Here is a 25,378-nt window from a genome sequence, read left to right as displayed (position 1 = left end):
TCAGCGGAACAGCACCACCAGTTCGTAGTCCGCCAACCGCGGCACGGCGAAGCGCGTATACCCGTCCACAACGGACACCTTCAACTCACCCGCGCCGCGCACCGTCCGGGCCTTCCGAAAGACGCCTTCCACCGCAACCTCAATGCCCTGCATGGGGATGGGCTCGAACGTGGCCGTCTGCGAGTGGCCTGAGAGGTTGATCAGATGCACCTGCGTCTCCCCTTCCCGCTCCATGAGCGTCATCTCGACCAGGGGATGCGCGTTCGTCACCAGTTGCCGTTTCGGCATCAGCGCCGACACCAGGTCCCGGAACAATGCGGCGTGCGCCGGCAGGCTCAGCCGGTAGTACAGCGCGCCCAGGTTCCAGGGCAGCCAGGTCATCCGGCCCCGCCCCACCGCGCGCGCCCACACCGCCGGAGTGTCGGTGTCTTTCATATCCACATGGATCTTCTCGGGCGGTCCAATCATGGAGGGAGGCACCAGCGTCAGCGGCACGCCCCCTTCCGCCTCCAGTTGAGTAAAGCCCCCGTTCAGCATCAGCAGATCAGTGGACTTCAGCGACGGAAAGGCGCTGTGATCGCGCACGCGAACGTACCCCTTCACATCCGCCTGCGTCCCCACCACCATCGCCGCCTCAAACTCCGGCGGCTTCGAACTCACCAGCAACAGCCGGCCACCCTGCTCCACATAGCGCTTCAACTGCGAGGGAGCCCAATCCGAGGCGATCACCAGATCGTAGGGGTGGGCGCCGATCCATTCCAGATTGTTGGAGACCGCGAAGGGGATATGTTCCTCGCTCAGCAGCCGGAACAGGCCCCGGTAGGAGGCATCTTCCGCGCTATTCCTGCCGCTCTTCGTCAGCAACAGGACCCGCGCCTCGCTATGCAGCCCCAGGTACTCTCGTTCGTGCGCGGCGGCCCACTGGAAGATGGGCCGAGCCGTCTCATAGGCTTGACGGTCCTGCAGGTCCAGCGTGCCGTTCACCTCGAAGGTCAGGGCTCCGCCGTGCGCCAGCGCCTGCCACATACGCCGCGCAATCTCCGCCGGCGGCACGGTCGCGAAGCGCCAGGCGTAATCGACGAACTGCATGTTGAGATCCACCGCCATCTTGTCCGGCTGGCTGTTGCGGGCGCGGTTCACATTGTCGCTGGTGGCATATGGCCACAGCGGCAGCGGTCGGTTCACGGCGGTGTTCGACTCCGACATGATGCCGTCGGTGAACTCCTGCATGTAATTGAAATACCCGGCGCGCTCGCGCTTCTCTCCAATCAGCCGGCCGATCGCCTGCGACACCTCCCGTGCGCTCTGCTGCAGGAATTCCCGATAGATTTCGTCCGGCTTCTCCGGAATCTCCCGGTGATACTCGTCGCGGTACTTCTTCCTGCAGGCATCGCAGTGGCACAGACCCACGTAGTTCCCGCTGTAGTCGGTCGGCTGGTTGCCGAACATGTTGAAGAACAGCCCGTCGACGTCGTACTTCTCCAGCCCCTCAGCGAGGATCTTCATCACCTGCCCGCGGTAGTAACCACCGTTGATACAGGTGGAGTACAAGCCGTTGTAGACGACGGGCGAGCCATCGGCCTTCTGGAAGAACCACTCGGGGTGCGCTTCGTAAACCGCCTTCTGCGTCTTGCTGAAGTCGTAGCGGCCCACCACGCGAATGTGTCGGGCGTGCGCCTCGCGCAGAATGTCGCCGAACATATCCTTGCCCGCCGGCAGATAGGCGCTCGGGTAATGGAACTCTGTTTTCGTCGGATAATACGCGCAGATCCCGCCCATGCCCATCAGCACGACGTTGGCCCGCATCTCGGCCAGTTGCCGCGCCAGCCGGCCCGTATCCATCGCCGCATCGGTCTCGCGCAGATTCGTCTGGACCCAGCGGATCGGCTCGTTCATCCACCAGCCGGGTTGCCCGGAGACAAGGGCACAACCCAGGCAGAGCAGGAGCGCAGCGCGAAGCATGCTCCCGAGCATATCTCAATGTGAAATTGAATCGGCCGGGCCGGCCGGAGTCCCATCAGCTACTCCGGCCGGCCGCTGGAGGTCAGGCGTTAGAGGGGATAACCAATACCAGCAGCGACAGCAGCGCTGCCAGGATGACGAACACAACAAAGGCCTCGCGGAGCCAGTCCGCGACCTGGGGGGTGTGATAGGTGCGCACGGGGCAAATCCTCCCGGAAGCATAGTACTGCTGCCGGACTGAGGAATCAAGGATTTTCAGGCCGAGTTTGGCGAATCGGTGGAAATGTCCGCGGCCGGAGAATGCGATCAGCCGCGCAGCACAAACCGTAGCGGCAAATGCGCATCCAGTCGGATCCCAATGCGCGGCGTCACCTCAATGGCCTCATGGTCGATCGGCGGCCCCGACAGCACTCGAATCGGCCCTTTCGTCAGATCGCAGCCGTTCTGTTCCAGGGTGATGCCCAGCGAGCGCGTCAACTTGCCCGGTCCGTTGCCTGCGCCTTCCACTGAACGGATCAGGACCCCGCCCGCCACACCCTCCGGTTCCGCCACGACGTTCAGACAGTAGTACATCCCATAGATGAAGTAGACATAGGCATGCCCCGGAGGACCGAAGATCACCTTTGTCCGCGGAGTGATGCCGCGGTGGGAGTGCGCCGCCCGGTCGCCTTCGCCGAGGTACGCCTCGACTTCCAGAATCCGCCCCCGCCGGCCGTTGAACTCCAGGATCTGGCCCAACAGGGAGCGAGCGACCTCCACCGTAGGCCGCTTATAGAAGGAGCGAGGCAGGACTCGAGGATGCATATCAAAGCACGTCAGGGTACGCTAAGTACGAGGATAGCGAGGCGAAGGGGGAGCTGACAGCTCAAAATACCTTCCCGGATTCCCGCGAGCGTCCCAAGTCATATGCGTCTGTTCATCGGTCTCGACGTGCCCTACGAAATGCGGCGCAACCTCGAACTGCTGCTGAAGCTGCTGCAGCCGAAGGCGGACATCGCCTGGAGTCCGCTTTCCAATCTGCACATTACCACCAAGTTTGTAGGCATGTGGCCGGTGGAGCGGCTGGATGAGCTGAAGGACGCCCTCAAACAGGTGCCGCGCCCTGGCGCCATGAAGATCGGGATCCGCGGGTTGGGCTGGTTCCCGAATCCCCATCATCCCCATGTGCTTTACGCGGGCATTCAGGCGCCCGACGCCTTGCGTCAACTGGCCAAGGACTGCGACGATGCCTGTACGGAAATCGGAGTGCCGCCGGAGACCAAGGAGTTCCACCCGCATCTGACCCTGGCCCGGATCAAGACCACGGTGGACCTGTTCCCTCTCAAAAAGGCGATCGCCGACCTGCCCAACTCCGACTTCGGCGCGTACACCGCCAAGGAGTTCCACCTTTACCAGAGCCGCCCCACCGCCACCGGCTCCGTCTACACCAAGTTCGCGACGTATCCCCTGGAAGCCTCCCAAGAAGTATGACCACTCCCTTGTTGATTCTGCTGGCCGCCTATCTGCTGGGCGGCGTCCCGTTCGGCTACATTCTTGTACGGCTGAAGACGGGTCAGGATGTCCGGTCGATGGGCAGCGGCAATATCGGCGCCACCAACGTGCTGCGCACCTCCGGCCGCGGCATCGGCATCCTCACGCTCTTATTGGATATCGGCAAGGGCTGGCTCTCCGTCTGGATCATGAGCCACTTCACGAACGGCGACCTGTCGTGGATGGCCGCCGCGGCGGTGGCCGTCGTCCTGGGGCATGCCTTCCCGATCTTCTTGAAATTCCAGGGCGGCAAGGCCGTCGCCAGTTTTGCCGGCGCCGCGCTCGCCCTCGCCCCAGCTGCTTTGCTGGGGGTGATCATTGTCTTTGTCCTGGTAGTCGCCGTCACGCGCTTCATTTCGCTCGGGTCCATCCTGGGTGCCGCCCTGTTCCCTCTGGGTGTCTGGCTAATCTACCACCCCGAGTGGCCCGTGATGCTGGCCGTTACCTTCTGCGGGGCCTTCGTCGTCTGGCGGCACAAGTCCAACATCCAGCGCCTGCGCGCCGGCACCGAAAACGTCTTCCGGTTTGGGGGTAAGAAGTAAGTGAAGGATCTTGCAGTCATCGGCGGAGGCAGTTGGGGTACGGCCCTGGCCATCGTCCTCGCGCCGCGCTTCGAGAGAGTCCGGCTGTGGGTGTACGAGCAGGATCTGGCGGAGCGGATGCGCACAACGCGCCGCAACGACATCTACCTGGCCGACAACGCGCTGCCGATGAACATCGAGGTTCTCTCTGACCTGCAGGCGACCGCCGTGGGGGCGGAGGTGCTGTTGGGCGTCATGCCCTCACACCACGCAAGGAAGATCTACAGCCAGCTTCTGCCGGTACTGCATCCCGACATGCTGTTCGTCAGCGCCACCAAGGGCCTGGAAAACGGTTCGCTGGCCCGCATCAGTGAAGTGATCCACGAGGAGATCGCACCTCGTTTTGCGCCTCGCATCGGGGTGCTCAGCGGACCCACTTTCGCCAAGGAGGTTGCGCGGCGCGAGCCGGCCGCCATCGTCATCGCCTCCCAGGATGCGGAACTGGCCAAAACCGTCCAGCATGCTTTCTCGGGACCGACGCTCCGCCTGTATACGAACAGCGATCCGATCGGGGTCGAGATCGGGGCCTCGCTGAAGAATGTGATCGCCATCGCGGCGGGCGTCTGCGCCGGCCTGGGTTTGGGCGCCAACACCATGGCCGCCCTCATCACCCGGGGTCTTGCGGAGATTACCCGGCTGGCCGTGGCGGCCGGCGGCGAGAGCCGGACGATGGCCGGGCTGGCCGGTCTTGGTGACCTGGTGCTGACCTGCAACGGCGAGCTCAGCCGGAACCGCACCGTCGGGTACCAGTTGGGCCAGGGCGGCAAGCTGGAGGAGATTCTCGGCGGGATGCGCATGGTGGCGGAGGGGGTCCAGACAACTTACGCGGCGATGGACCTGTCCGCGCGGCTAGGTGTGGAACTTCCGATCACCCGGCAGATGTACGCCATCCTTCGAGAGGGTAAATCTCCCAGGGAAGGCCTGCATGATCTAATGGACCGTTCCTTGAAGGAAGAGTAGTACCCCAAACCGGACGGGCCGATAGTGAATTTCTGTTACCTGCTGTAAACCAGCGCAGCCTCGCTTGCGTCATCAGAGGCATGACCAGCGGGATCTCTCTGCAACCTTCCACTCCTGGACGGGTTCAATCGGGTGTGGCGGTTGCGGCTGCGATCGATCTCGATGCGGCCTTGATGCTGCGTGTGCGGGATGGGGATCCTGCCTGCTTTGCGCAGTTGCTGGAACGGCATCGGACACCGGTCATCAACTTTCTATTCCGCATGGTCCAAAATAAAGCCATCGCCGAGGAGTTGGCCCAGGAGGTCTTCCTGCGGGTCTACCGCTCGCGTTTGAGCTACGAAGCCTCCGCCAAGTTCACCACCTGGCTGTTCCGCATCGCCACGAATCTGGCCTTCAATTGGTTGCGCGACGAGAAGAACCTCAAGTCGCAGGATAGCCTCCAGGACGACAGCACGAGCGGTGCGACCCGGCGGCTGACGGACGGACAGCCCAGCGTGGAATCCGTACTGGTGCATCGAGTGAAGCTCCATGAGGTGCGGGAGGCTATCGCTAAGCTACCTGCCAAGCAAAGGGCCGCAATCCTGATGCACAAATACGAAGAGATGGAGTATGCTCAGATCGCGAAGGTGCTCTGCTGTTCGGAGTCGGCGGTGAAGTCACTGCTGTTCCGGGCGTACGAGAGCCTGCGCGCGAGGCTGGCGCAGTACGCCTGATGCGGAAATGACTCAGCATCCCGGTTGCCCACTGGAATCCGAACACCATACGCAGTTGCTAGTGGAGTATTGTGCCGGACGGCTGGACAAATTGCGCAAAGCATCACTTGAAGAACATATCGCCAACTGCTTCTTCTGTATAGAATTCTGCGCCGAGCAACAGCGGGTCTGGAATGCCCTCGACGCGTGGGAGCCCGGGCCGGTCGACACAAGGTTCGACGCCAGGCTGCTGGCCCGAATCGAAGCGAGACCGAACTGGAAGGTGCGGCTGCGGCAATGGCTGGGAGAGATCTCCTGGAAGCCTGTACTGCCCGCGGCGGCTGTTCTCGCCGCGTATTTCGTGATCGTCGCCCCACAGCCCCAGGATCAGCAGCCCCTGATGGCCGGCACTGAGGTCCAGCAGGTGGAGCAGACCCTGCAGGATCTGGAGATGCTGCAGCAGCTAAAGTTGAGCAACAAATGACACCACTGAAGCTACTGCAGTTTATAGCTTTAATGGTCATTTGCCGGCCCCTGTTCGCGCTTGCCCAGCCGGCACGGAGACCGTCCGGCGGACCGGTAGACCGGATCCGGGGCATGCCCCAGGATCAACGCAAACGAACTCTGGAGACGCTGCCGCCCGATCGCCGCAAACAGGCCGAGATGCGGATGCAGAGACTGGACGCGCTGCCGGCCGACGAGCGGGAGGCGCTGCAGCGCCGGTATGAGGCTTTCCAGAAGCTGCCCTCCGAGCATCAGCAGCGCGCCCGCGACATGTTCCAGCAGTTCAATGCGCTGGATGACAACCGCAGGGCCAAGGTGCAGAGCGAAATGGATTCTCTCCGCACTCTGTCACAAACTGAACGCCTTGATCGACTTAAGAGCCAGCAGTTCAAAAAGAAGTTCAATCGGAACGAGCAATCGATTCTATCCGACTACTCTGCGCTACTGGACGAAACGCCTTAGTTGCTGCATTCTAGAAGGAACGAGGGCGGGATGGAACTCCCCACTGACCAGGAGTCACGGGCGATTGAACGGCTCATTGCCGAGATCGATCAACTCGATGCCTATCGGGATCGAGTAGGCCGCCGTGTGATTCTTGCCTTCGTCTGCACCTTCGCCATTGCACTTAGCCTGTTGGTCTATATTGCGCTCTTTGGCGCTCCTGCGCGGTCGAGCCTGCGCCACCCGGGTCCGCGGGTTCCAGGCGTCCTGAAAGACGCGCCGCGCTGAGAGCATTCGTCTTTCCTGCCCACTAAGCAAGCGTGACTGGTGATTCCGGTGTCGCGCCGAAAGCCCACATTCCCGCCTTGGATGGACTGCGCGGGATTGCGCTGCTTCTTGTTCTATTACTTCACTTTAGAGCACCTGACCTGATGCATCCATGGAAGGGTATTCTCGGCCTCGGGTGGGTAGGCGTGCAGCTCTTCTTCGTGCTTTCGGGCTTCCTGATCACCGGAATTCTGCTGGATACGCGTCAGGCTCCGAACTACTTCAGCACCTTTTGGATGCGGCGGATCCTGCGTATCTTCCCGCTCTATTTCGCGGCTCTGACGGTGCTCCTTTTTGCCTTCCCAACAGTTGTCGTTTTAGGGGATAAGTATCTTCCGAATCAAGCAGATCGAATCTACTATTGGATGTACTTGAACAATTGGGTGCCTTTGCCGGCGGATGGACGACTCGAGCACATCCTAGGCCATTTCTGGTCGCTGGCCGTGGAGGAACAGTTCTACCTGGCCTGGCCGGTGGTGGTTTGGCTGCTGCCGGCACGACGGCTTTTTAGATGGTGCAATATTGCTTGTTTACTTGTGCTTGCGGCACGAACATCATGTATTTGGTTAGGCTGGGATCCGAGTTGGATCTACCGCAATACGATCTTGCGGTCGGACGCGCTGATGATGGGCGCCATGACGGCCGTACTGGTGCGGGAGACATCGTGGGTGGTGCTGGTCCGTCCGTGGCTCAAAACCGCACTGTGGGGTACGGGTGCAGCCAGCCTGGCGGTGTTGGCGGCCGGCCGCGGCACGCACTATCTCCATCCGCCGGTTTTAGCCACCGGTTTGACCGTGTTTGCGGTGGCGTTTGCCGTCGTTTTGACGGTGATTGTGACCGCACCGCGCGGCGGCGGGTTTCTGGAGTATCCGGTGCTCGTCTGGTTCGGTCGCCACAGTTATGGGATGTATGTCTGGCACTGGCCCCTGGCGTATGCGTTGTACTATTCCTATCCCGCGATGGGCTTACAAAAAGGAACCGGCCAGATCGCCCTGTTGGTGGCGGGTCTGGCCGGTTCCAGTTTGCTGGGTTGGCTCAGCTACGAAGTGTACGAGAAGCGATTCCTGAGGCTAAAGCAATACTTTCAAGTACAGCCTGAACCTGTTCAGGATCGAGCCTTCTTCACAGCCTCGGTGAGTGCGGGCACCACCTCAAACAGATCGCCCACGATGCCGTAGTCGGCGACTTCGAAGATGGGGGCGGCGGCATCCTTGTTGATGGCAACGATGCACTTGGAGCCCTTCATGCCGACGAGGTGCTGGATGGCTCCGGAGATGCCCACGGCCAGATAGACTTTGGGGGCTACGGTCTGGCCGGAACTGCCGACCTGGCGCTCCATGGGGAGCCAGCCGGAGTCGCAGATGGGGCGGGAGGCAGCCAGTTCGGCACCGAGGGCTTCAGCGAGTTCCTGGACGAGTGGGACGTTGCCTTCTTCCTTGATGCCGCGGCCGACGGCGACGATCAGCTCAGCGGCGGAGAGATCGACGGCGCGGGCGGACTCGCGGAAGGGCGCTTCGGGCTTCTGGCGGATCTGGGAGGCCTCGAGAAGCGGATTGCGGGTTTCGACGGGGGCGGAACCGGCCACCAGGGTTTCGGCGCGGTAGGCGCCGGCCTGGAGCGAGACAAACACGGGCGCTCCGGCTGCGGAGGCGTATGACGCGTTCAGCTTGCCCTGGAAGAGCTGGCGCTCGAAAGCGACACTCTGGCCGTCGACCTTGAACGCGATGACGTCGCTGAGCAGGACCCGTTCGAAGCGGGTGGCCAGCTTGGGGCCGAAGTCGCGCACCTGGTAGGTATGCGGCAGCAGGACGTAGTCGGGCTGGAGATCCTTGACGAGCCCGGCGAGGGCGGCGGTGACGCCATCGGCGGTGTACTGCTCGAGCAGATCGTGCTCCACGGCGATGACCGCGTCGAGCTGATAGGCGGCCAAGTCAGCGGAGGGAGTGGACTTGCCGAAGACGCAGGCGCGGACGGGCAGGCCGAGTTCGCGGCCGAGTTGCTGTCCGGCGGCCAGCGTCTCGAAGGACATCTTGTGCCAGACGCCGCCCGACTGTTCAGTGATTACGAGAATGCCGCTCATAGCGCCCTCACTTCAAACTTGAGTTTCTCGACCAGCGTGGCGGCCTGCTGGGCAGGGTTGCCCTCGATCATCTGGGTCTGTTTCACGCGCTGGGGCTGGTAGACGCTCTGCAGCCGGACGGTGGCGGCCGGCGCGACCCCAAGGTCAGCGGCGGTGAGGTGCTTCACTTCCTTCGTCTTGGCCTTCTTGATGCCCATCAGCGTAGCGTAGCGGAGCTTGTTGATGCCGCTCTGGATGGTCAGGACGGCGGGCAGGGGCATGGCAACATGCTGGAACCAGCCGTTTTCGAGCTCGCGTTTGACGCGCAGGGAGGCGCCGTCGACCTCGACGGCCATGATGATGGTGGCGTGGGGCAGGCCCATGACTTCGGCCATCACAACGCCGGTCTGGCCGCTGCCGAGATCGTCGGACTGGAGGCCGGTGAGGATGAGGTCGGGCTGTTCAGCCGAAGCGGCTTTGGAGAGCAGGCGGGCGAGGCTGAGCGTATCGTAAGCGCCCAGGCTGTCGTCCTCGATGTGGATGGCGCGATCGGCCCCTTTGGCCAGCGCCTCACGGATCGCGGAGGTGGCGCGTTCGGGTCCGGCGCAGAGGACGACGACTTCGCCGCCGTGTTGTTCCTTCAACTGTAGAGCTGCTTCCAGGGCGTAAGCGTCGGGCTCATTGATTTCAAAACTCAAATCGGACTCGTCCAGCCAGAGGGCAGCCGCATCGACTTTCAATTGCGAGTCGCGCGCCGGCACCTGTTTGAGGGCGACGAGGATCTTCATAGGCACCTCGCGGAGATATAGAGACGCGCCCTCCCCGTGAGGGAAGGGCGCGCCGGATGAAGGGGACTTATTCAGTGTAGCGCTTGAAGATCAGGCTGCCGTTGGTGCCGCCGAACCCGAAGGAGTTCGACAGGGCGTAATCGATCTTCATCTTGCGCGGGGTGAGAGGGACGAAATCGATGTTCTGGCACTGCTCATCCACCTCGTAGAGGTTGATGGTGGGCGGTGCGATCTGGTCGCGGATGGCGAGCACGGTGATGCCTGCCTCGAGACCGCCGGCGCCGCCGAGCAGGTGACCGGTCATGGACTTGGTGGAACTGACCGCCAGGCCGTTGGTGGCGTGGTCACCGAAGGCGCGGTTGATGGCCTTGCATTCGATGATGTCGCCGACGGGCGTGGAGGTGCCGTGAGCGTTGATGTAGTCGACGGACTCCGGCGCGAGTTTGGCGTCCTTGAGGGCGTTGCGCATGACGCGGAAAGCGCCATCGCCGTCTTCGGACGGGGCGGTGATGTGATAAGCATCGCCACTCATGCCGTAGCCTACGATTTCGGCCAGGATCTTCGCACCGCGGGCCTTGGCGAACTCAAGCTCCTCGATGACGAGGATGCCGGCGCCTTCGCCGACAACGAAGCCGTCACGGTCCTTATCCCAGGGGCGGGAGGAGCCATGCGGATCGTCGTTGCGCGTGGAGAGGGCTCGCAGGGCGGCAAATCCACCCACACCCATCGGCGTGATGCAGGCCTCGGCGCCGCCGCAGATCATGGCATCGGCATAGCCGTGCTGGATGAGGCGGAAGGAGTCACCGATGCAATGCGCGCTGGTGGTGCAGGCTGTCGCGGTGGCGGAGTTGGGCCCTTTGGCCCCAAACCGGATCGAGACGTTGCCGGAGGCGAGGTTGACGATAGTGGCAGGGATGAAGAAGGGGGAGATGCGGCTGGGCCCTTTTTCGAGGAGGTTCCGGTGCTCGCGTTCAATCACTTCAAAGGCACCGATGCCGCTTCCGATGTAGACACCCACCTGTTCGGCGATGTCAGGCGTCACCTGAAGTCCGGAGGCCTTCATCGCTTCATCCGAGGCGGCGACCGCGAATTGAATGAAACGCCCGACCTTCTTCAGCTCTTTCTTCTCGATGAACTGAAGCGGATCGAAGTTCTTCACTTCGGCCGCGATCCTGGCACTGAATTGCGTGCTATCGAACTGAGTGATCGGTTCGATGCCGCTTTGAGAAGCGAGGATGCCGGCCCAAGTCTCTTCGGCCGTATGGCCGAGAGCGGAAAGCAAACCCACTCCGGTGACTACCACCCTACGTGACAATGAGATTCTCCCGGGGGAAAAGAGTGTTCTAGGAACCGGCGCCTAAAGGCTGTTACTTCTTCGCCTTGGCGTCGATGTACTCGACGGCGTCTTTGACCGTCTGGATCTTTTCCGCGTCTTCGTCGGGGATGTCGAGGTCAAACGCCTCTTCAAACGCCATGACGAGTTCGACGATGTCGAGCGAATCCGCACCGAGATCGTCAACGAAAGAGGCGGTGCTATCCACCTGTGCTTCGTCGACGCCAAGCTGCTCGACAATGATCTGCTTCACTTTTGCTTCAACAGACATGAAACCTCCAAGAAGTCCACAAAGCTCCGATTCTACCGACAGTCCGGATATATTGCAACGAAGGGCGGCCTGAATTTCGGTGTCGCGGGTCCGGTAACATACAGGAGAGCATGAATTCGATCCTGTACTTGCATGGTTTTGCCTCTTCTCCGCAATCGAGGAAGGCTCGTGTTTTTCACCAGCACTTTGCCGCGCGAGGCGTGGAACTGCTGGTTCCGGACCTCGCAGAGGGCGGCTTCCGCAATCTGACGATCACAGGACAGCTGGCGATCATCGAGCGGACGGCGGCCGGACGGCCGGTATCCATCATCGGTTCCAGCATGGGCGGGTATCTGGCGGCGCTGTACGCGTCGCGTCACCCCGAGGTGGAGAAGACGGTCCTGCTGGCTCCGGCGTTCGGCTTCGGCCGGCTGTGGAGCGAAAAGCTCGGCGCGGCAGCGATGGAGGCCTGGCAGCGGACCGGTGTGATCGAAACGATGAACTACGCCGAGGGCGGCCTGGCGGAGTTGGGCTGGCAGCTGATGGAAGACGCGCTGCGGTATGAAGACGAACCGGCGTTGACGCAGCCCACGCTGATCTACCACGGGGTGCACGATGATGTCGTGCCGGTGGGCGTATCCCGTTCGTTTGTGAGGACCAGGACCTGCGCCGAGTTGCGGGAAGTGGATTCCGATCATGAGCTGGCCAATGTAGTGGATGAAATTTGGAACGGTATCGTCTTGTTTCTAGGGCTGTAAAGGCATTCAGTACAGCCAAGTGAATCAATCGCCGGGCGGCAGGACCCACAGCTCCGGCCGCCCGACGTTCAAATGAACGGCGCGGCTGAGCAATCCGAAGTTGGCCCAGGACAGGTATAAGGTTGTGCGGGCGGCGAGCCACGCGCCGTAAGGTTGGTGCTTCGAGTCGAGTGCGTTGAGTCGGTTTTCCACGGAGGGTATCGAGCTCATGGTTTCCAGCCAGCGGGGGCGGCTGAGGTCCTCGTCCTGCAACTGGTCGATCTCGCAGATGGCGGCCTCCAATTGCGGCCGCGTGGCTCCGTTGGCCGCGGCGTAACGGTCGGCTTCGAGGGTCCCGGGCCGGCTGAACGAGGGCAGGATCAGCAGGCCGAGGAACGACCAAAGCGTACAGCCAAGCAAAGTTTCCAATAAAGAGAAGATTGTGTCGACCCCGCCCCAGGGAAGAGAGGCGGACAGCACAAAGCCGAGCAGGTTCCAGCCCAGGGCGAGGAGGACGCCGCGAGTGCGGGCGCCGGTTTTGATGAGGCCCTGGCGGCGGAGGTGCTCGGCCAGCAGGGCCGGAGGAGAGAGGCTGGTGTTCCAGGATTGGGGCTGAATGTTGCGTTCCAGGCCGGGAAGACCGGCGGGGCCGCCGGTGAAGCCCATATCCACGGCGAGCACAGTCACCGCGCCGGAGCCTGGAAGCGCAGGCGCAGGAGCCAGGCCTCCGGTCCAGCGGGCCAACGGCCACTGGAGGGCGAGCAAGGTAATCTGAAGCGCCAGCAGTGCGCCGGTGGCGCCCCAGACGCCCCAATGTTTACCAGCCTGGAGTAGGACCAGCGCGGATGACGTCATGACGGCGCCTTGCACAAAGACGCCGCGCAACCACTTCATGAGGAACTCGGGAAAGAGCAGACAGAGGCGCTGGTGGCTGCAGGGCAGAGTGTAGCCGCCCCAGATGTCAAACGGCAGACTGACGCTCGCGTAGGCGAGGAAGCAGACCACGAAGCCGGCCCAATCGGAGTACCAGGGGCCTCCGAAATAAGGAAAGAAGGTGGAAGGCATCTGGTAGACATAGGCGGCGATGGTCAGCAGTAAGAGGAGTCCGGCACCGGTGAGGCCCGGACCAAGCCGCGCTCGAGCGTACGTCATGAAGATCTGTTGTTCCTTCCAACCGGCGGCGCCTGAACGGAGCCGCGCCAGGGGGGACTGAGATGCCTCCCCATTCAATTGATGTTCGCTTACGCGCGCTTGGTGACAAAATCCTTGTTCCGGTTGTGGGCCGGGGATTGTCTCCCAGATACTGGAGAGATGAGCCGTTTTCGCGTGTCCTGCCTCGGGCTGCTGCTGGTGAGCGCGCCCGCGTTGTTTGGTTGGGGGCGTGAGGGGCACCGGCTGATCGCGGAGATTGCGTCAAGGCAATTGAACGCAAAGGCGCGCGCCGAGGTGCAGAAGCTGCTGGACGGCCAGTCGCTGGAGAGCATTGCGTCATGGGCGGATGAGGTGAGGCCGCAGAGGAGAGAGACCTCAACGTGGCACTTCATCGACCTGCCGTTGGACATCCCGCGTGGGGATTGGAAGAAGTTCTGCCCGCAAACCGGTTGTGTAGTGGGTCAGATTCCGGAGATGGAGAGCCGCCTGAGAAACAAGAACCTGGCGCAGCGTGACCGGGCGGAAGCCCTGAAGTTCCTGGTGCACCTGGTGAGCGACATGCACCAACCCCTGCATGTGGGCGAGAAGCATGACCGCGGCGGCAACGACGTGAAAGTCCTGTATTTCGGCAAGCCGAGCAACCTGCACTCGACGTGGGACTCCAGCATTCTGGAGATGGCCGAGCAGAAGGATGCCAATTTGAAGGCGGCGCTGGGCCGCAAGCCCGGATTCTTTGAACGGCGCCGGTTGGCCAAGGGTTCGCTCGTTGACTGGGCCTGGCAATCCCGCGACGTTTCGCGCGATGTGGTTTATGCGAACCTGCCGGAGGCGCGTCCGGCTCCGCTGGGCGACGAGTACTTCAATAAGGCGCTGCCGCCGACTGAGCTGCAGCTGCGCCGGGCGGGTGTCCGGCTGGCCCGGATCCTGAACGAGGCGCTGGGTCAATAGACGGCGGGACTATGGGCCTACTCCTGCTACTCGCCGCGTTGTTGGAGGTGAGAGGGCTGGAGCGGATTCCGTTGGAGGCCGGCGCGGCGGGCCAGGACGGGCGGGTGGTCTGCCGGTTTCCGGCACCGGCAGGGTTGAGCGGCAAGCACGTGCGGCTGGAGACAGCCTGCAACGCCGGGTTGACAGTGAATGGTACGGAAGTTCTACGGGAAGAGGGGCTGCCCGCATTGACGCCCTATCTTTCGAGCCGCGGTCCAAACGAAATATCGCTGCCGGCAGGTTGTTTACCTGTGGCCCTGCTTGTTACACCGAAGGTTTTTCTGTCGTCTTTGCGTGCAGAGCCGGGTTCCGGCCGGCCGCTGGCGATGGTTGAGAACACTCTGGATAACACGGTCAATGTGAGTGTAGCCTGCCGCCTGGCGAATGGGCCGGAGGCGGATTGGCGGCGAGCGGGTGGGACGGTGGCGGCCGGCGGGCGGCAGGAGTTGGCCCTGGATGGACCACTGGCCGCGACAAATCGTCTGGAACGAATGGTTTGCAGACTGGACAAGCAGGCGGAAGCGGTGGAAGAGTCCTATACCTTTGAGACAGTGTTGAATTTTCAATCACTTACGAAAAATGGAAGGGCTAACATCCGCTGACTCTGCGTGATACAATTTTTTGAAGAGCTGGGATGAGTTTCAGACGCGTTTCCTGCAACCTTGAGATACATGGCGCGTCTAAGGAACAGAAGCAAGAGATTCGAACGGCCACAAGGCTGACGTTTGGAATGTGAGAGTCGAGAGGTATGTCGGCGAGCAATCCCAACCAATTCAACGAGCCTAACCAGGCGAACCGAGTGCAGCCGGGGAACCCCTCGCAGATCCCTATGTCCAGTCCGCTGGACCGGGCGCTGGAACTGCAGGACGGCTCGAAGCCGTGGTTCCTTTCGCTGATTGAAAACCTGAGAGAACTGGCTGCGTATAAAAAGCTGCCACCGCTGCAGGTCACCTTCAAGCCGTTGAGCGAAGATGAGTTGCTGCACGGCACCGACTCTTCCCTGCGCCAACTGGCGGAGATCCAGCAGAAGAAGCCGTTTTTCCGTACGCTGCGGGAAAACATCGCCGATCTCTTCAGTCCCGCTCCCCCGCCGCTGCAGATCACTTCCCGTCCCCTGACGGAAGAAGAGGTCGGGCTGTCGGGCATGGGTGAGCTGGCCAAGACTTCCCTGCCCTGGTACCGGACGATTTTCGCCAACGCGAAGGATCTGTTCTTCCCGCCGCAGCTACCACCGCTGCAGGTGACGTCCCAGCCGGTACAAGTCAAAGAGATGTTCGCCCGCGACGAGTATCGCGGCAAGTCGCAGATCATGTCGGTGTTCGTCCACGTCGGGCTTGTGGCGTTGGCCTTCTTCCTGGGGACCAACAAGACGATCCAGACTGCGGTGAAGAATTCGATCACGCTCGTCCAGCCGGATATTGACCCGTACATGCCGAAGATGGCGGTCAAGAAGCAGGCCATGGGCGGCGGCGGTGGTGGCGGTGATCGTTCGCCCCTGCCGGCCAGCAAGGGCAAGCTGCCCCGCGCGGATCTGAAGCAGTTTACGCCCCCGGTAGCTGTAATCAACAATCCGAATCCGCGGCTGGTGATGGAGCCCACGATTATCGCTCCTCCGGATACGCCCCTGCCGAATGTGAATATGCCGAACTACGGCGATCCGTTCGCCAAGGCGGGCATTCCCTCGAACGGCCCTGGTTCCGGTGGCGGTATTGGTTCCGGTAGTGGCGGCGGCGTCGGCTCGGGCCGAGGCGGCGGCGTGGGTCCTGGTGAAGGCGGCGGCTTTGGCGGCGGCGCGTACCGCATTGGCGGTGGCGTGAGCGCTCCGGTGCCGGTGTTCCGCGTGGAACCTGAGTATTCGGAAGAGGCTCGCAAGGCTAAGTTCCAGGGCACCGTGATGCTGGCGATTGTCGTCGACGAAACCGGCAAGACTACCAATGTACGCGTGGTCCGGCCGCTTGGCATGGGGCTGGATGAGAAGGCCATCGAAGCGGTGATGAAGTGGAAGTTCCGGCCAGGGTATAAAGACGGGAAGCCCGTTCCGGTACAGGCCAATGTGGAAGTGAACTTCCGGCTGCTGTAAACGAAAGCCAGGTGGATTGAAAAAGGGCTGCTCCTTCGGGGGCAGCCCTTTTTGCGTGTTGGTGAGGTTGGTTGGCTGCGGACTCTCCCGGTTGGTTGCGACGGTGCTGGAGTCCCTCGGAGTTGTGTGGGTTGCGGCGGGGCTCCGGCAATGCCGGAGGGAATGCTGGGGGGAGAGCTTGGTGAACTGGCGAGACTGGGGTGGAGTGCTAGTTGAGAATTGGTTCTTCGGCGGGGGTGCGATCGGGCGGGCCGGATTCGAGGCGAGCTTCCATGGTGGGAATGTCGAGCTCACCGGTCCATCGCGCTACCACCAGCGTCGCCACGCCGTTGCCGATGACGTTCGTGATGGCCCGGGCTTCCGACATGAAGCGGTCGATGCCCAGGATCAGCGCCAGGCCGGCGACAGGGACGTGTCCTACGGCTGAAAGCGTTGCCGCCAGGACGATGAACCCGCTGCCGGTGACTCCAGCCGCGCCCTTGGAGGTCAGGAGCAGGACCGCCAGGAGCGTGATCTGCTGGAAGAGCGTCATCGGGGTGTTTGTCGCCTGGGCGATGAAGATGGCCGCCATGGTCAGGTAGATCGAGGTCCCATCGAGATTGAACGAGTAGCCGGTTGGAATGACCAGACCCACGGTGGAGCGGCTGGCACCGAGGGATTCCATTTTCGCCAGCATGCGGGGGAGTGCGGCTTCCGAAGATGATGTCCCGAGGACAATCAGCAACTCCTCGCGAATGTAGCGCAGGTAACGCCAGATGCTGAAGCCGTGCAGGTGTGCGATTGAGCCGAGAACGGCAAAGACGAAGATCAGGCAGGTGGCGTAGAAGGTCCCCATCAGCCGCGCCAGGGATACCAGGCTGGCCAGTCCGTAGGAGCCGACGGTGAAAGCCATGGCTCCGAACGCCCCAATGGGGGCGAGCTTCATGACGTAACCCACGATGGCGAACAGGACATGCGAAGACTTTTCGATGACCTGGAAGACCAGATTTTCGCGCGAGTTCAGGCGTTGGAGAGCGACGCCGACCAGGACGGCGATGAACAGCACCTGGAGGATCTCACCTTTGGCGAAGGCGTCGACCAGGGTGTCGGGGATGACGTGGAGCAGGAAGTCCTTGGTGGTGCCGAGCTTGTGGGGTGTGGCGTAGTCCGCGACGGAGCCGGCGTCGAGGGTCTTGACATCGACATTCATGCCCGCGCCGGGCTGCACGAGATTGACGATGATCAGGCCGATGACCAGGGAGAGCGTACTGACCACTTCAAAGTAGAGCAGCGCCAGGGCTCCGGTTTTGCCGACCTTCTTCACATCCTCGGTACCCGCGATGCCCACTACCACCGTGCAGAAGATGATGGGTGCGATCAGCATCTTGATGAGCTTGATGAAGCCGTCGCCGAAGGGCTTCATGGCGGTGCCAGTGGCTGGAGAGAGGTAGCCGAGGAGGGCTCCAGCCGCGATGGCGACCAGCACTTGCAGGTAGAGCGATTTGTACCAGGATTTCGCGGACATGGGCGGATCCGAATTCTCCAGTGGTCGGCGGACGTCGAGCGGGCCGAGACGGCGCGGCGGGCGGATGAGGCCCGGGCGCCGTCTTTCGATTGTAGCGGTAAGCCGGAGCGGATCAGGCCTGCGGCGGACCGATGACCTGAACTCCGGCGGGGGCCTTGGCGGTCCAGCGGTAGCCGGAGCCGGCCCGTTCGACGGTGACTTCGATCAGGCCCTTGGGGTGCGGCACGACGCCGCTGGCCTTGGTGAGCTTGCCGAGGTTGGGCGCCAGGCGGACCTTGCTGAAGCCAGGGGCGGCGGAGTCGACACCGAGCACGGTGCGGAAGAACTCGATGTTCGGGCTGGAGCCCCAGGCATGGCAGTCGGAGCGGGTGGCGCCGGAGTCGGTTTCGGCCCAGGTGGTGAGCCCTTCCTTGACCATGAACTCCCAGGTGCCGAGGCGGTCGAGGTAGCGGTCGCCGAGGCCGGCCTTGACCATGGCGCGGTCGAGGTAATAGCGGAAGTAGACAGAACACTTGGAGAGGGACTGATCGGGCTCCACCTTAAGCATGAGCTCGCGGGCGGCGGCTGGCGTGGCCGGCAGGTCGGCCAGGACGGCGAGCACGTTGGCGTGCTGGGAGAAGAGCTTGTGAGCCAGATCCTCGCTGTAAAGGCCGCGCTGGGCGTCGTGAAACTTGGCCTGGATGGCGGCGTGGAGGCGGCCGGCGGTTTCCTTGTACTGGCCGGCGAGAGCGCGGCTGCCGAGGGCGGCTTCCAGTTCCTCGGCCCAGCGCAGGGCGAGCAGGAGCTGCAGTTGGATGGTGGCCGGCATGACGTCGGGCTCGGACGGCGGGCGGCCGCCGCGCCAAGTGGCGACCCAGTCGACGTAGTTCCACCAGGGCATGGCCCCTAGCAGGCCGTCGCTGCGCAGGAAGCTGGTGTACCAGCCGAGCACGGCACGGACGCCGTTCAACATGCGGCGGGCGAAGGCCGGATCGTCGACGTACCACCAGTAGTCGTGCACCATGCCGACCCACCACAGTGAGAAAGGCGGGATGTACTGCTGGAGGACGCTGGGGGCACGGGAGAGCGTGGCGCCTTCCGCGGTGCGCGAGCTGTCGATGAGTTCGATGGCGTTGCGGACGAGGCGCGGATCGCCGGTCATGTAGAGCGTCACCATGGCCTGGATGCGGGTGTCGCCGACGTACTGCAGCTGCTCGTAGTAGGGGCAGTCCATATAGGTCTCATGGGCGCACAGGCGGGCGGTGCGCCAGCCGATGTCGAGCATCTTCTGGTGGAAGGGGACGCCGGTATCGAGCTTGGCTTTGACGGTGAAGGGGTAGCTGGTGAAGACGCCGCGCAGGTCCTCGATGACGAGGGGCTCGGACTTGGTTTCGACGGTGAGCTGGATGTAGCGCCAGGTGCGCCAGTAGAGGGGGCGGTAGACGCGGTGCTGGCCGTCGGCGGTGTAGATGTCGCCGTAGCCGCGGAACTCCTTGCCGTCCACTTCGTCACGGTTGCCTTTGACGGCGCGCGGGCGCAGCTGCTGGAAGAGCGCCTCGGCATAGCGGACCTGGATCTGGGCTCCGCGGCCGCCGTTCACTTCGAGTTCGAGGAAGGCGGTGGTGAGGTGGTCCTGGTCGATGAGCAGGGTCGCCTTGGTATTGGCGGGGATCGTGAAGGCCGCTTTCTGCGCCGGGAAGGCGGGCGGCGGCTGGATGCCGTCGGCCTTGCGGACGCGCGCCAGGCGGGCAGGCGTGTCTTCCATCGGCGGGATGTTGCGGGCGACGAGCATCCAACGGCTGGGCGCGTCGGTCTGGTCGCGAGGTGATGCATTGGGACCGACTTCGGCGGGCTGCCAGGCGGAATCGTCGAACTCGGGCCGTTCCCAGCCCCAAAGGTGTTTGCCGGCGTCGAAACGCTCCATCGGGCCGATGGCGTAGTAGCCGGGAGCGATATCCCCGCGTTGGTTGCCGGGCAGCGGGATGGGCGCGTAGGCCGGATTGGCGGCGCAGACCCAGCCTTTGCCGGTGTTCACGGTTTCAAAATCAGTGTCGCCGGCCTGGAGCAGGAAGGCGGTTCGATTGGACCACTGGCAGACTGCGGAGTAGGGCGTCTCGTTCCAGACGACGGCGGCAAGGACATTCTTTCCCTGGACTGCGTGGACAGCGGCGTCGACGGTTTCATAGCGCCAGTGGTTGAGGTCGCCGCGAGCGGGACCCCGGGATATGCGGACTCCGTTCAGGAACAGCTCATAGCGGCTGTCGCCGCTGACATGAAGCTTGAGTGCGGCCGGCTTGCGGTCGAGCGAGAAGCTACGGCGGAAGTGGTAGACGCCGTACGCATTGGGCGACGCACCGGCGGGGAAGACCCAACGGGCCTTCCAGGCACTGGTGGCGACATCGACGTCAGCGGCGGCGAGCAGACCGGTGGCGCCGGCCTGCAACAGGAACTCTCTGCGCAACATGCATCGAGTATATCGCCACAGGCAGGGCTACAATTCGGAGTTACTTATCCTTTTGTGCGGTGAAGGATCCGTCGGCCGCGCCGCCAAAATCGATGGTGCCCTTCATGCTGGTGGGCGACTCGATGGTGCCCGTGTAGACGACGTTCAGGGCGTTGCCTTCGTAGTTGGCCTTGAACTCAAAACGAACCTTATTGCCATCGACGGTGCCGTTGAGTTTGTATTCACCCAGCATGCCGGTGTAGGTTCCGGTGAGCTTGGACCCATCCTGCTGAAAGGTGAACGAGGGGTTGCCGGTATTGCCGGCGATCTGGACTTCCGCTTTCCAATGTCCCGTGAGATCGGCCGCCGCCAGTGGCAGGGCCAGGAGGACTATCAATGCGAACAGCAGCTTCATAGTCGGCCTTCCTGTCGTAACTTCATGCACTCGGCGCATGGACAGATGCGGCGCAGGTGCTCGTAGGAGTATATCCCGGCGTTGTGTCCATCGTTCCAGTCAATTCTCACGGCGTAGGTGCCGACCTCTTCGATGTTGTTCATGCGGATCTTCGGCTTGTACATCTGGAAGGGGTTGGCGGCGGGGGCGGGCTTGGAGTAATCGGTGCGCTGCGGCTCGGTGCCATGGGCTCCGGTGCAGGTGGCGCAGGGGCATTCGTCACGCAGGAGTTCGCAGGAGAAATCGCTCTTGTGGCCGTCGGACCAGTCGATCTTGATGCCTTTGGATTTAGAGACGGCGAGGTGCAGCGGATCCGTGGAAATGGTCATGGGAGATTCCTAATGAACGCGTTCGATATCGCGGACGCCGGAGACACGGCGCATGGCGGACACGATGCGCTCCAGTTGTTTCTTGTCGCGCACTTCCACCGTCATCTCGACGATGGCCGAATCGAACTGCTTCTCGTCGGCGTGTGCTTCGACGCTGCGGATGTTCACATCCTCGTCGAACAGGATCTGGGTGAGTTGGTTGAGCATGCCGGCGCGATCGTCTGTATGGACCACCAGGCGGACATGGAACGACTCGCCCGCGCCGCGCGCCCATTCGACCTCGATGCGGCGCTCGGCCTCATACATCAGGTTCTGGACGTTCGGGCAGTTCTTGGAGTGGACGGCGACGCCTTTGCCGCGGGTGATGTAGCCGACGATGGGTTCGCCTCGAATGGGGTTGCAGCACTTGGCGCGATAGGTGAGCAGGTCGTCGATGCCCTTCACCTGGATGACGTAGTCCTTGGCCGCGCCGGACTTATCCTTGTCCTGTGAAGGGGTGGGCAGCGGTGAGGGCGAGACGGGTGTTTCCGGCTCCACCACATCCGGCGCGAGTTTGGCCAGCACCTGGCGTGCGGAGAACTTGCCCCAGCCGAGGGCGGCCTGAAGATCCTCGATCTTGCTGTAGCCGTAGTCGCCGGCGACGGATTCCATCTGCGCCCGGGTGATGCGGCTCATGGCCACACCGAGGCGGCGGGCCTCGCGTTCCAGCAGCTTCTGGCCGAGTTCGACGGCCTTTTCGCGTTCCGTCGCATTGATGACATGACGGATCTTGTTGCGGGCGCGGGCTGTCTTGACGAAGGTGAGCCAGTCGCGGCTGGGCTGGCCGCCGTTCTGGGTGAGGACTTCGACGACGTCACCGTTGCGCAGGGAGTGCTTGAGGGGCACCATGCGGCCGTTCACCTTGGCGCCGATGCAGGTGTGGCCGACATCGGTGTGAATGGCGTAGGCGAAGTCGACGGATGTGGCGTCACGCGGCAGGACAACGACACGGCCCTTGGGGGTGAAGCAGTAGACCTCTTCCGGATATAAGTCCACCTTGAGGTTGGACATGAAATCGGAAGGGTCGCCCATTTCGCGCTGCCACTCGACAAGTTGGCGCAGCCAGGCGATGCGTTGATCGTCGTCGCCCGGGCCTTTCTTGCCTTCCTTGTACTTCCAGTGCGCGGCGATGCCCTCTTCGGCGAGACGGTGCATCTCCTCCGTGCGGATCTGGACCTCAAAAACGACACCGTTGGGGCCCATGACCGACGTGTGAAGGGATTGGTAGAGGTTCGGACGGGGAATCGCGATGAAGTCTTTGATGCGGCCGGGGATGGGATGCCACTCGTTGTGGATGACACCGAGGGCGGCATAGCAGTTCTTCACGGAGTCCGTGATGATGCGGATACCAAGGAGGTCGTACACCTGGTCGATGGGAATGCGCTGCTTGCGGAGCTTCTGGTAGACCGACCAGGGCCGTTTCACACGCCCCTGGACGCGGACGGGGATCGCCTCTTCGCCGAGCTTGTTCTGAATGGTGGTGCGGATCTCGTCGAGGACTTCCTCGTTGGCTAGGCGGCGAGTTTCAATGGCTTCGCGAACTTCCCGGTAGGCTTCCGGGTCCAGATAGCGGAAACCGAGATCCTCGAGCTCGGCGCGCAGTTTGCCCATGCCCAGGCGGTGGGCGATGGGGGCGTAGAGTTCGATCGTTTCAGCGGCGATGCGTTCCTGGCGGTCGCGGGAGATGGAGTCCAGCGTGCGCAGGTTGTGCATGCGGTCAGCCAGCTTCACAATGATGACGCGGATGTCCTCCACCATGGCGAGCAGCATCTTGCGGACGCTCTCGGCCTGGCGGACTTCGCGATTGTGAAGGTTGATCTTGCTGAGCTTCGTGACGCCGTTGACGCAGCGGGCGACGTCCTCGCCAAAGGCTTTGCGGATTTCCTCGGAGGTGGTCTGCGTATCTTCCAGCGTGTCGTGCAGGAGCCCTGTTTCGAGGCACACGAGATCCATCTGCATGTCTGCGAGGATCTGGGCGACGGCGACAGGGTGGAACATGTACGGCTCACCGGAGTCGCGCTTCTGAGGGGCATGCTTCTCGCATGCGAACTCGAAGGCACGGCGCAGCGGACCGAGGTCGTCGTTGGGGCGGCGGGCGCGAACGGTCGCCTCGACGTTGTTGTAAGCGGCCTCGAGGGCCGGCGTAACTCCAGGCAAGGTAGGGGTTTCCGGTGAGACAGGTGCCGCGGGTTCGAGGCGAGTCGGGGAAGAATCCATCTTCACGGCCAAATGCGCCGGCGTCGTGGCCGCTGCGCCAACTGATACAGAAAGAGCGAGGGCATCCCTGAATGAGATGCCCTCGCTCTTATTCTAACGAATCTGACGGCCTGCGGTACAAAGCGCTTACTTAGCGGGCGCTTCTTCCGTGGTGATGCCCTGGGTCTTCGGAGCGCGTTCGGCCTTGATCTTGCGCGTTTCGAGAGCCTGAGCCATGAACTTGTCGGCCATTTCGGTTTCTGCTTTGTAATCCGCGTCGGAGTCGGCGATATCGGCCCGTTCGCGGTGCAGCAGATTGAGGTAAGCCATCGCGTCGTCGTACTCCTTGTCGATGCTGAGGGCTTTCTCCAGATTCTGGATGCCTTCGGCAACGACAGCGGTGTACTTCTCGGCGAGTTCAGCCTTCACCTTCTTGTCCTTGATGGGACCAGGAGCTTCCGGCTTCATGCCCAGCTTATTGCGTGCGCTCATCCAGGCCGGGTAGAACTTGGCCCAGGCAATGACGCCGAGAGAGTAGAAAGCTTCCTTCTCGTTGGGGTCGACTGAAGCGAGCTTCTTGTACCATTCAGCGGCTTTGTCGAGACGAGCCAGTTTCTCTTCGGGCGTAGGAGCGCCTGTGACCTGTTGGTAAGCCAGGGAGGCCAGCGACTTCAAAGCGGTGGTGTCGCCGGGGTTGGCGCGCAGAACCTCAAGGAAGTTGTCGTTGGCGTTCTTGGCGAACGCTACGTTTTCGGGGGACTCAGCACCGGGGATGTACTGGCTCATGTAAGCGGTGGCCAGGTACAGGCGAGCGGTGGGGTAAGTAGGGTCGAGTTCAATGGCCTGCTTGAAGAACTCGACGGAATCAGCGTACTTGGCGTTCTTGAAGGCCTGAACACCTTTATTCAGATTGTCGCGAGCCTGCAGCTTTTTGCAGCCAGAGGACATGCCGGCGAGTAATAGTGTCGCCGCGGTGAGAATTACGAGCGCTTTGCGATTCATCAGCGTACCACCTCAGGCTATTCGCCGGCCTCCATCTTGGCGGTCATTAGGCCGACCTTGTCCATTTGCGCGCCCTTGGCGATATCAATCGCCTTGGCAACGTACTGGAACTCAAGATCGGGGTCCGCCTTGACGAAGCAGATGCGTTCAGCGCGCGTTTTGAATACGTCAAGCAGACGTTCCGCCAGTCGTTCTTCGGAGATCGGCTCCGTATTCAGCATCATCGAGCGATCTTTGTTGATGATGATGACCACGGTACGATCCACCGGAGGAGGAGGTGAGTTCGGCGGCGGCGGCTGCGGGATCGTGGCCTCGAGACCTTTGGGGGTAAGAGGCGTGATGACCATGAAAATAATGAGAAGAACGAGGAGAACGTCGATCAGCGGAGTCATGTTGATTTCTGACTTCGGTCCGCCGCCGTCTCCGCCAACTGCCATGCCCATAGGAAATCTCCTTTAAAACTGTTCAAGTCCGCGCCGCCAAACTTCTCAGTCAGGTAGCGCCTGGGCCGGCCCTGAGGGCGGCCCGACTAAATTACTTTGCTTCAGCGGCAGCCGGCTCGCCAGCGCCAGCTTTCCTGGCCTTGGCATCCAGGTCGGTGAGCAGACCGATGTTGTCGACGCCTGCCGCGCGCAGGTTATCGACGACATCCACAACCTTCTCGTAGCGAGCACGTGAATCGGCTTTCACGTAGCAGGTCTTATCGAGGCGGGTGGAGAGGAGGTCTTTCACTTTTCCAGGAAGGTCGGCCGGATTGACTTGGCTGGATCCGAGCCAAGCCCGGCCATCGCGAGTCACGGCCACCAAGACAGCGTCTTCCTTATCGGCGTTCTGCATCGCAATCGGGTTCATCGTCTTGGCAAGGTCCACGCTGACGCCCTTGGAGAGCATCGGCGTGATGACCATGAAGATGATGAGCAGCACGAGCATCACGTCGACCATCGGGGTGACGTTGATGTCTGCGATGGTAGCGCCCGCCGCCTGTTTCTTCTTCTTGTCTGACATTCGGGTTCTCCTTATCCCGGCAGAAGTAACTCCGCGCTGCCCGG

27 protein-coding genes are annotated in these 25,378 nt (G+C 62.2%); 12 read left to right on the top strand and 15 right to left on the bottom strand.

Annotated elements, in window-relative coordinates; genetic code table 11:
* Together IRI77_RS36055 and IRI77_RS36050 are read right to left on the bottom strand one after the other, a co-directional pair.
* Positions 1-1,962, bottom strand: a complete 1,962-nt coding sequence (locus IRI77_RS36055; RefSeq protein WP_194449756.1) for an alpha-amylase family protein — start codon at positions 1,960-1,962, stop codon at positions 1-3.
* Positions 1,963-2,268: 306 nt separating this feature from the next.
* Positions 2,269-2,766: a DNA-3-methyladenine glycosylase gene (locus IRI77_RS36050; protein ID WP_194449755.1), complete on the bottom strand. Its 498-nt coding sequence runs from the start codon at positions 2,764-2,766 to the stop codon at positions 2,269-2,271.
* Positions 2,767-2,868: 102 nt separating this feature from the next.
* Between IRI77_RS36050 and thpR the strand changes: the two genes are divergently transcribed.
* The 8 genes from thpR (at position 2,869) to IRI77_RS36010 (ending at position 8,175) form a co-directional block, all read left to right on the top strand.
* A complete protein-coding gene (gene thpR / locus IRI77_RS36045; protein WP_194449754.1) occupies positions 2,869-3,432 on the top strand; it encodes an RNA 2',3'-cyclic phosphodiesterase in 564 nt (187 codons plus the stop codon).
* Positions 3,429-4,034 carry a glycerol-3-phosphate 1-O-acyltransferase PlsY gene (plsY, locus tag IRI77_RS36040; protein ID WP_194449753.1) on the top strand — a complete coding sequence of 202 codons (606 nt, stop codon included), beginning with the start codon at positions 3,429-3,431 and terminating at the stop codon, positions 4,032-4,034. Before thpR ends, plsY begins: the two co-directional genes overlap by 4 nt.
* On the top strand, positions 4,035-5,033 hold the full coding sequence (locus tag IRI77_RS36035) for an NAD(P)H-dependent glycerol-3-phosphate dehydrogenase (protein WP_194449752.1): 999 nt from the start codon (positions 4,035-4,037) through the stop codon (positions 5,031-5,033).
* 80 nt (positions 5,034-5,113) lie between these two features.
* Positions 5,114-5,746 carry an RNA polymerase sigma factor gene (locus IRI77_RS36030; RefSeq protein ID WP_194449751.1) on the top strand — a complete coding sequence of 211 codons (633 nt, stop codon included), beginning with the start codon at positions 5,114-5,116 and terminating at the stop codon, positions 5,744-5,746.
* 91 nt (positions 5,747-5,837) lie between these two features.
* Entirely contained in the window at positions 5,838-6,209 is a 372-nt protein-coding gene (locus IRI77_RS36025; protein WP_194449750.1) for a hypothetical protein, read from the top strand.
* A 113-nt stretch (positions 6,210-6,322) separates the two neighbouring features.
* The gene (locus IRI77_RS36020; RefSeq protein WP_194449749.1) at positions 6,323-6,691 is read left to right on the top strand and encodes a DUF3106 domain-containing protein; all 369 of its coding nucleotides are present in this window, start codon (positions 6,323-6,325) and stop codon (positions 6,689-6,691) included.
* Between the two features lie 30 nt (positions 6,692-6,721).
* A complete protein-coding gene (locus IRI77_RS36015; protein WP_194449748.1) occupies positions 6,722-6,958 on the top strand; it encodes a hypothetical protein in 237 nt (78 codons plus the stop codon).
* A 32-nt stretch (positions 6,959-6,990) separates the two neighbouring features.
* Positions 6,991-8,175, top strand: a complete 1,185-nt coding sequence (locus IRI77_RS36010) for an acyltransferase family protein (protein ID WP_194449747.1) — start codon at positions 6,991-6,993, stop codon at positions 8,173-8,175.
* Here IRI77_RS36010 and IRI77_RS36005 read toward each other — a convergent pair.
* From IRI77_RS36005 to acpP, 4 genes are all read right to left on the bottom strand, one after another.
* Positions 8,103-9,077 (bottom strand): electron transfer flavoprotein subunit alpha/FixB family protein, encoded by a 975-nt coding sequence (locus tag IRI77_RS36005; protein ID WP_194449746.1) that lies wholly within the window; start codon positions 9,075-9,077, stop codon positions 8,103-8,105. The two genes, IRI77_RS36010 and IRI77_RS36005, sit on opposite strands and share 73 nt — an antisense overlap.
* Positions 9,074-9,844, bottom strand: a complete 771-nt coding sequence (locus IRI77_RS36000) for an electron transfer flavoprotein subunit beta/FixA family protein (protein ID WP_194449745.1) — start codon at positions 9,842-9,844, stop codon at positions 9,074-9,076. Before IRI77_RS36000 ends, IRI77_RS36005 begins: the two co-directional genes overlap by 4 nt.
* A gap of 67 nt (positions 9,845-9,911) precedes the next feature.
* Positions 9,912-11,159, bottom strand: a complete 1,248-nt coding sequence (fabF, locus tag IRI77_RS35995; protein ID WP_194449744.1) for a beta-ketoacyl-ACP synthase II — start codon at positions 11,157-11,159, stop codon at positions 9,912-9,914.
* A gap of 52 nt (positions 11,160-11,211) precedes the next feature.
* Positions 11,212-11,448, bottom strand: coding sequence for an acyl carrier protein (gene acpP / locus IRI77_RS35990; RefSeq protein WP_194449743.1), 237 nt, complete (start codon positions 11,446-11,448; stop codon positions 11,212-11,214).
* Between the two features lie 110 nt (positions 11,449-11,558).
* Between acpP and IRI77_RS35985 the strand changes: the two genes are divergently transcribed.
* Positions 11,559-12,185, top strand: coding sequence for a YqiA/YcfP family alpha/beta fold hydrolase (locus IRI77_RS35985; protein ID WP_194449742.1), 627 nt, complete (start codon positions 11,559-11,561; stop codon positions 12,183-12,185).
* A gap of 24 nt (positions 12,186-12,209) precedes the next feature.
* Here the strand turns inward: IRI77_RS35985 and IRI77_RS35980 are convergent, their stop codons facing one another.
* A complete protein-coding gene (locus IRI77_RS35980) occupies positions 12,210-13,316 on the bottom strand; it encodes a hypothetical protein (RefSeq protein ID WP_194449741.1) in 1,107 nt (368 codons plus the stop codon).
* 159 nt (positions 13,317-13,475) lie between these two features.
* On the opposite strand from IRI77_RS35980, the gene IRI77_RS35975 reads away from it, so the two are divergent.
* The 3 genes from IRI77_RS35975 to IRI77_RS35965 all read left to right on the top strand — a co-directional run bounded on the left by IRI77_RS35975 (position 13,476) and on the right by IRI77_RS35965 (position 16,383).
* A complete protein-coding gene (locus IRI77_RS35975) occupies positions 13,476-14,264 on the top strand; it encodes a S1/P1 nuclease (protein ID WP_194449740.1) in 789 nt (262 codons plus the stop codon).
* Positions 14,265-14,335: 71 nt separating this feature from the next.
* Positions 14,336-14,905 (top strand): hypothetical protein, encoded by a 570-nt coding sequence (locus IRI77_RS35970; protein ID WP_194449739.1) that lies wholly within the window; start codon positions 14,336-14,338, stop codon positions 14,903-14,905.
* 227 nt (positions 14,906-15,132) lie between these two features.
* A complete protein-coding gene (locus IRI77_RS35965; RefSeq protein WP_228486500.1) occupies positions 15,133-16,383 on the top strand; it encodes an energy transducer TonB in 1,251 nt (416 codons plus the stop codon).
* 208 nt (positions 16,384-16,591) lie between these two features.
* On the opposite strand, the gene IRI77_RS35960 is transcribed toward IRI77_RS35965, so the two are convergent.
* The 8 genes from IRI77_RS35960 to IRI77_RS35925 all read right to left on the bottom strand — a co-directional run bounded on the left by IRI77_RS35960 (position 16,592) and on the right by IRI77_RS35925 (position 25,334).
* Entirely contained in the window at positions 16,592-17,887 is a 1,296-nt protein-coding gene (locus tag IRI77_RS35960) for a dicarboxylate/amino acid:cation symporter (protein WP_194449738.1), read from the bottom strand.
* 112 nt (positions 17,888-17,999) lie between these two features.
* Positions 18,000-20,330 (bottom strand): alpha-L-rhamnosidase-related protein, encoded by a 2,331-nt coding sequence (locus IRI77_RS35955; protein WP_194449737.1) that lies wholly within the window; start codon positions 20,328-20,330, stop codon positions 18,000-18,002.
* A 40-nt stretch (positions 20,331-20,370) separates the two neighbouring features.
* Entirely contained in the window at positions 20,371-20,724 is a 354-nt protein-coding gene (locus tag IRI77_RS35950) for a hypothetical protein (protein ID WP_194449736.1), read from the bottom strand.
* Positions 20,721-21,092, bottom strand: a complete 372-nt coding sequence (locus tag IRI77_RS35945; RefSeq protein WP_194449735.1) for a gamma-butyrobetaine hydroxylase-like domain-containing protein — start codon at positions 21,090-21,092, stop codon at positions 20,721-20,723. Before IRI77_RS35945 ends, IRI77_RS35950 begins: the two co-directional genes overlap by 4 nt.
* A 9-nt stretch (positions 21,093-21,101) precedes the next feature.
* A complete protein-coding gene (locus IRI77_RS35940) occupies positions 21,102-23,288 on the bottom strand; it encodes a RelA/SpoT family protein (RefSeq protein WP_228486499.1) in 2,187 nt (728 codons plus the stop codon).
* A gap of 186 nt (positions 23,289-23,474) precedes the next feature.
* Positions 23,475-24,329, bottom strand: a complete 855-nt coding sequence (locus IRI77_RS35935; RefSeq protein WP_194449733.1) for a hypothetical protein — start codon at positions 24,327-24,329, stop codon at positions 23,475-23,477.
* A gap of 17 nt (positions 24,330-24,346) precedes the next feature.
* Positions 24,347-24,772, bottom strand: a complete 426-nt coding sequence (locus IRI77_RS35930; protein WP_194449732.1) for an ExbD/TolR family protein — start codon at positions 24,770-24,772, stop codon at positions 24,347-24,349.
* 91 nt (positions 24,773-24,863) lie between these two features.
* On the bottom strand, positions 24,864-25,334 hold the full coding sequence (locus IRI77_RS35925; protein WP_194449731.1) for a biopolymer transporter ExbD: 471 nt from the start codon (positions 25,332-25,334) through the stop codon (positions 24,864-24,866).
* Positions 25,335-25,378 lie beyond the last annotated feature (44 nt).

It is taken from the genome of Paludibaculum fermentans, assembly GCF_015277775.1.
Lineage (GTDB): Bacteria > Acidobacteriota > Terriglobia > Bryobacterales > Bryobacteraceae > Paludibaculum > Paludibaculum fermentans.
This window is presented reverse-complemented; position numbering and strand designations above follow the sequence as displayed.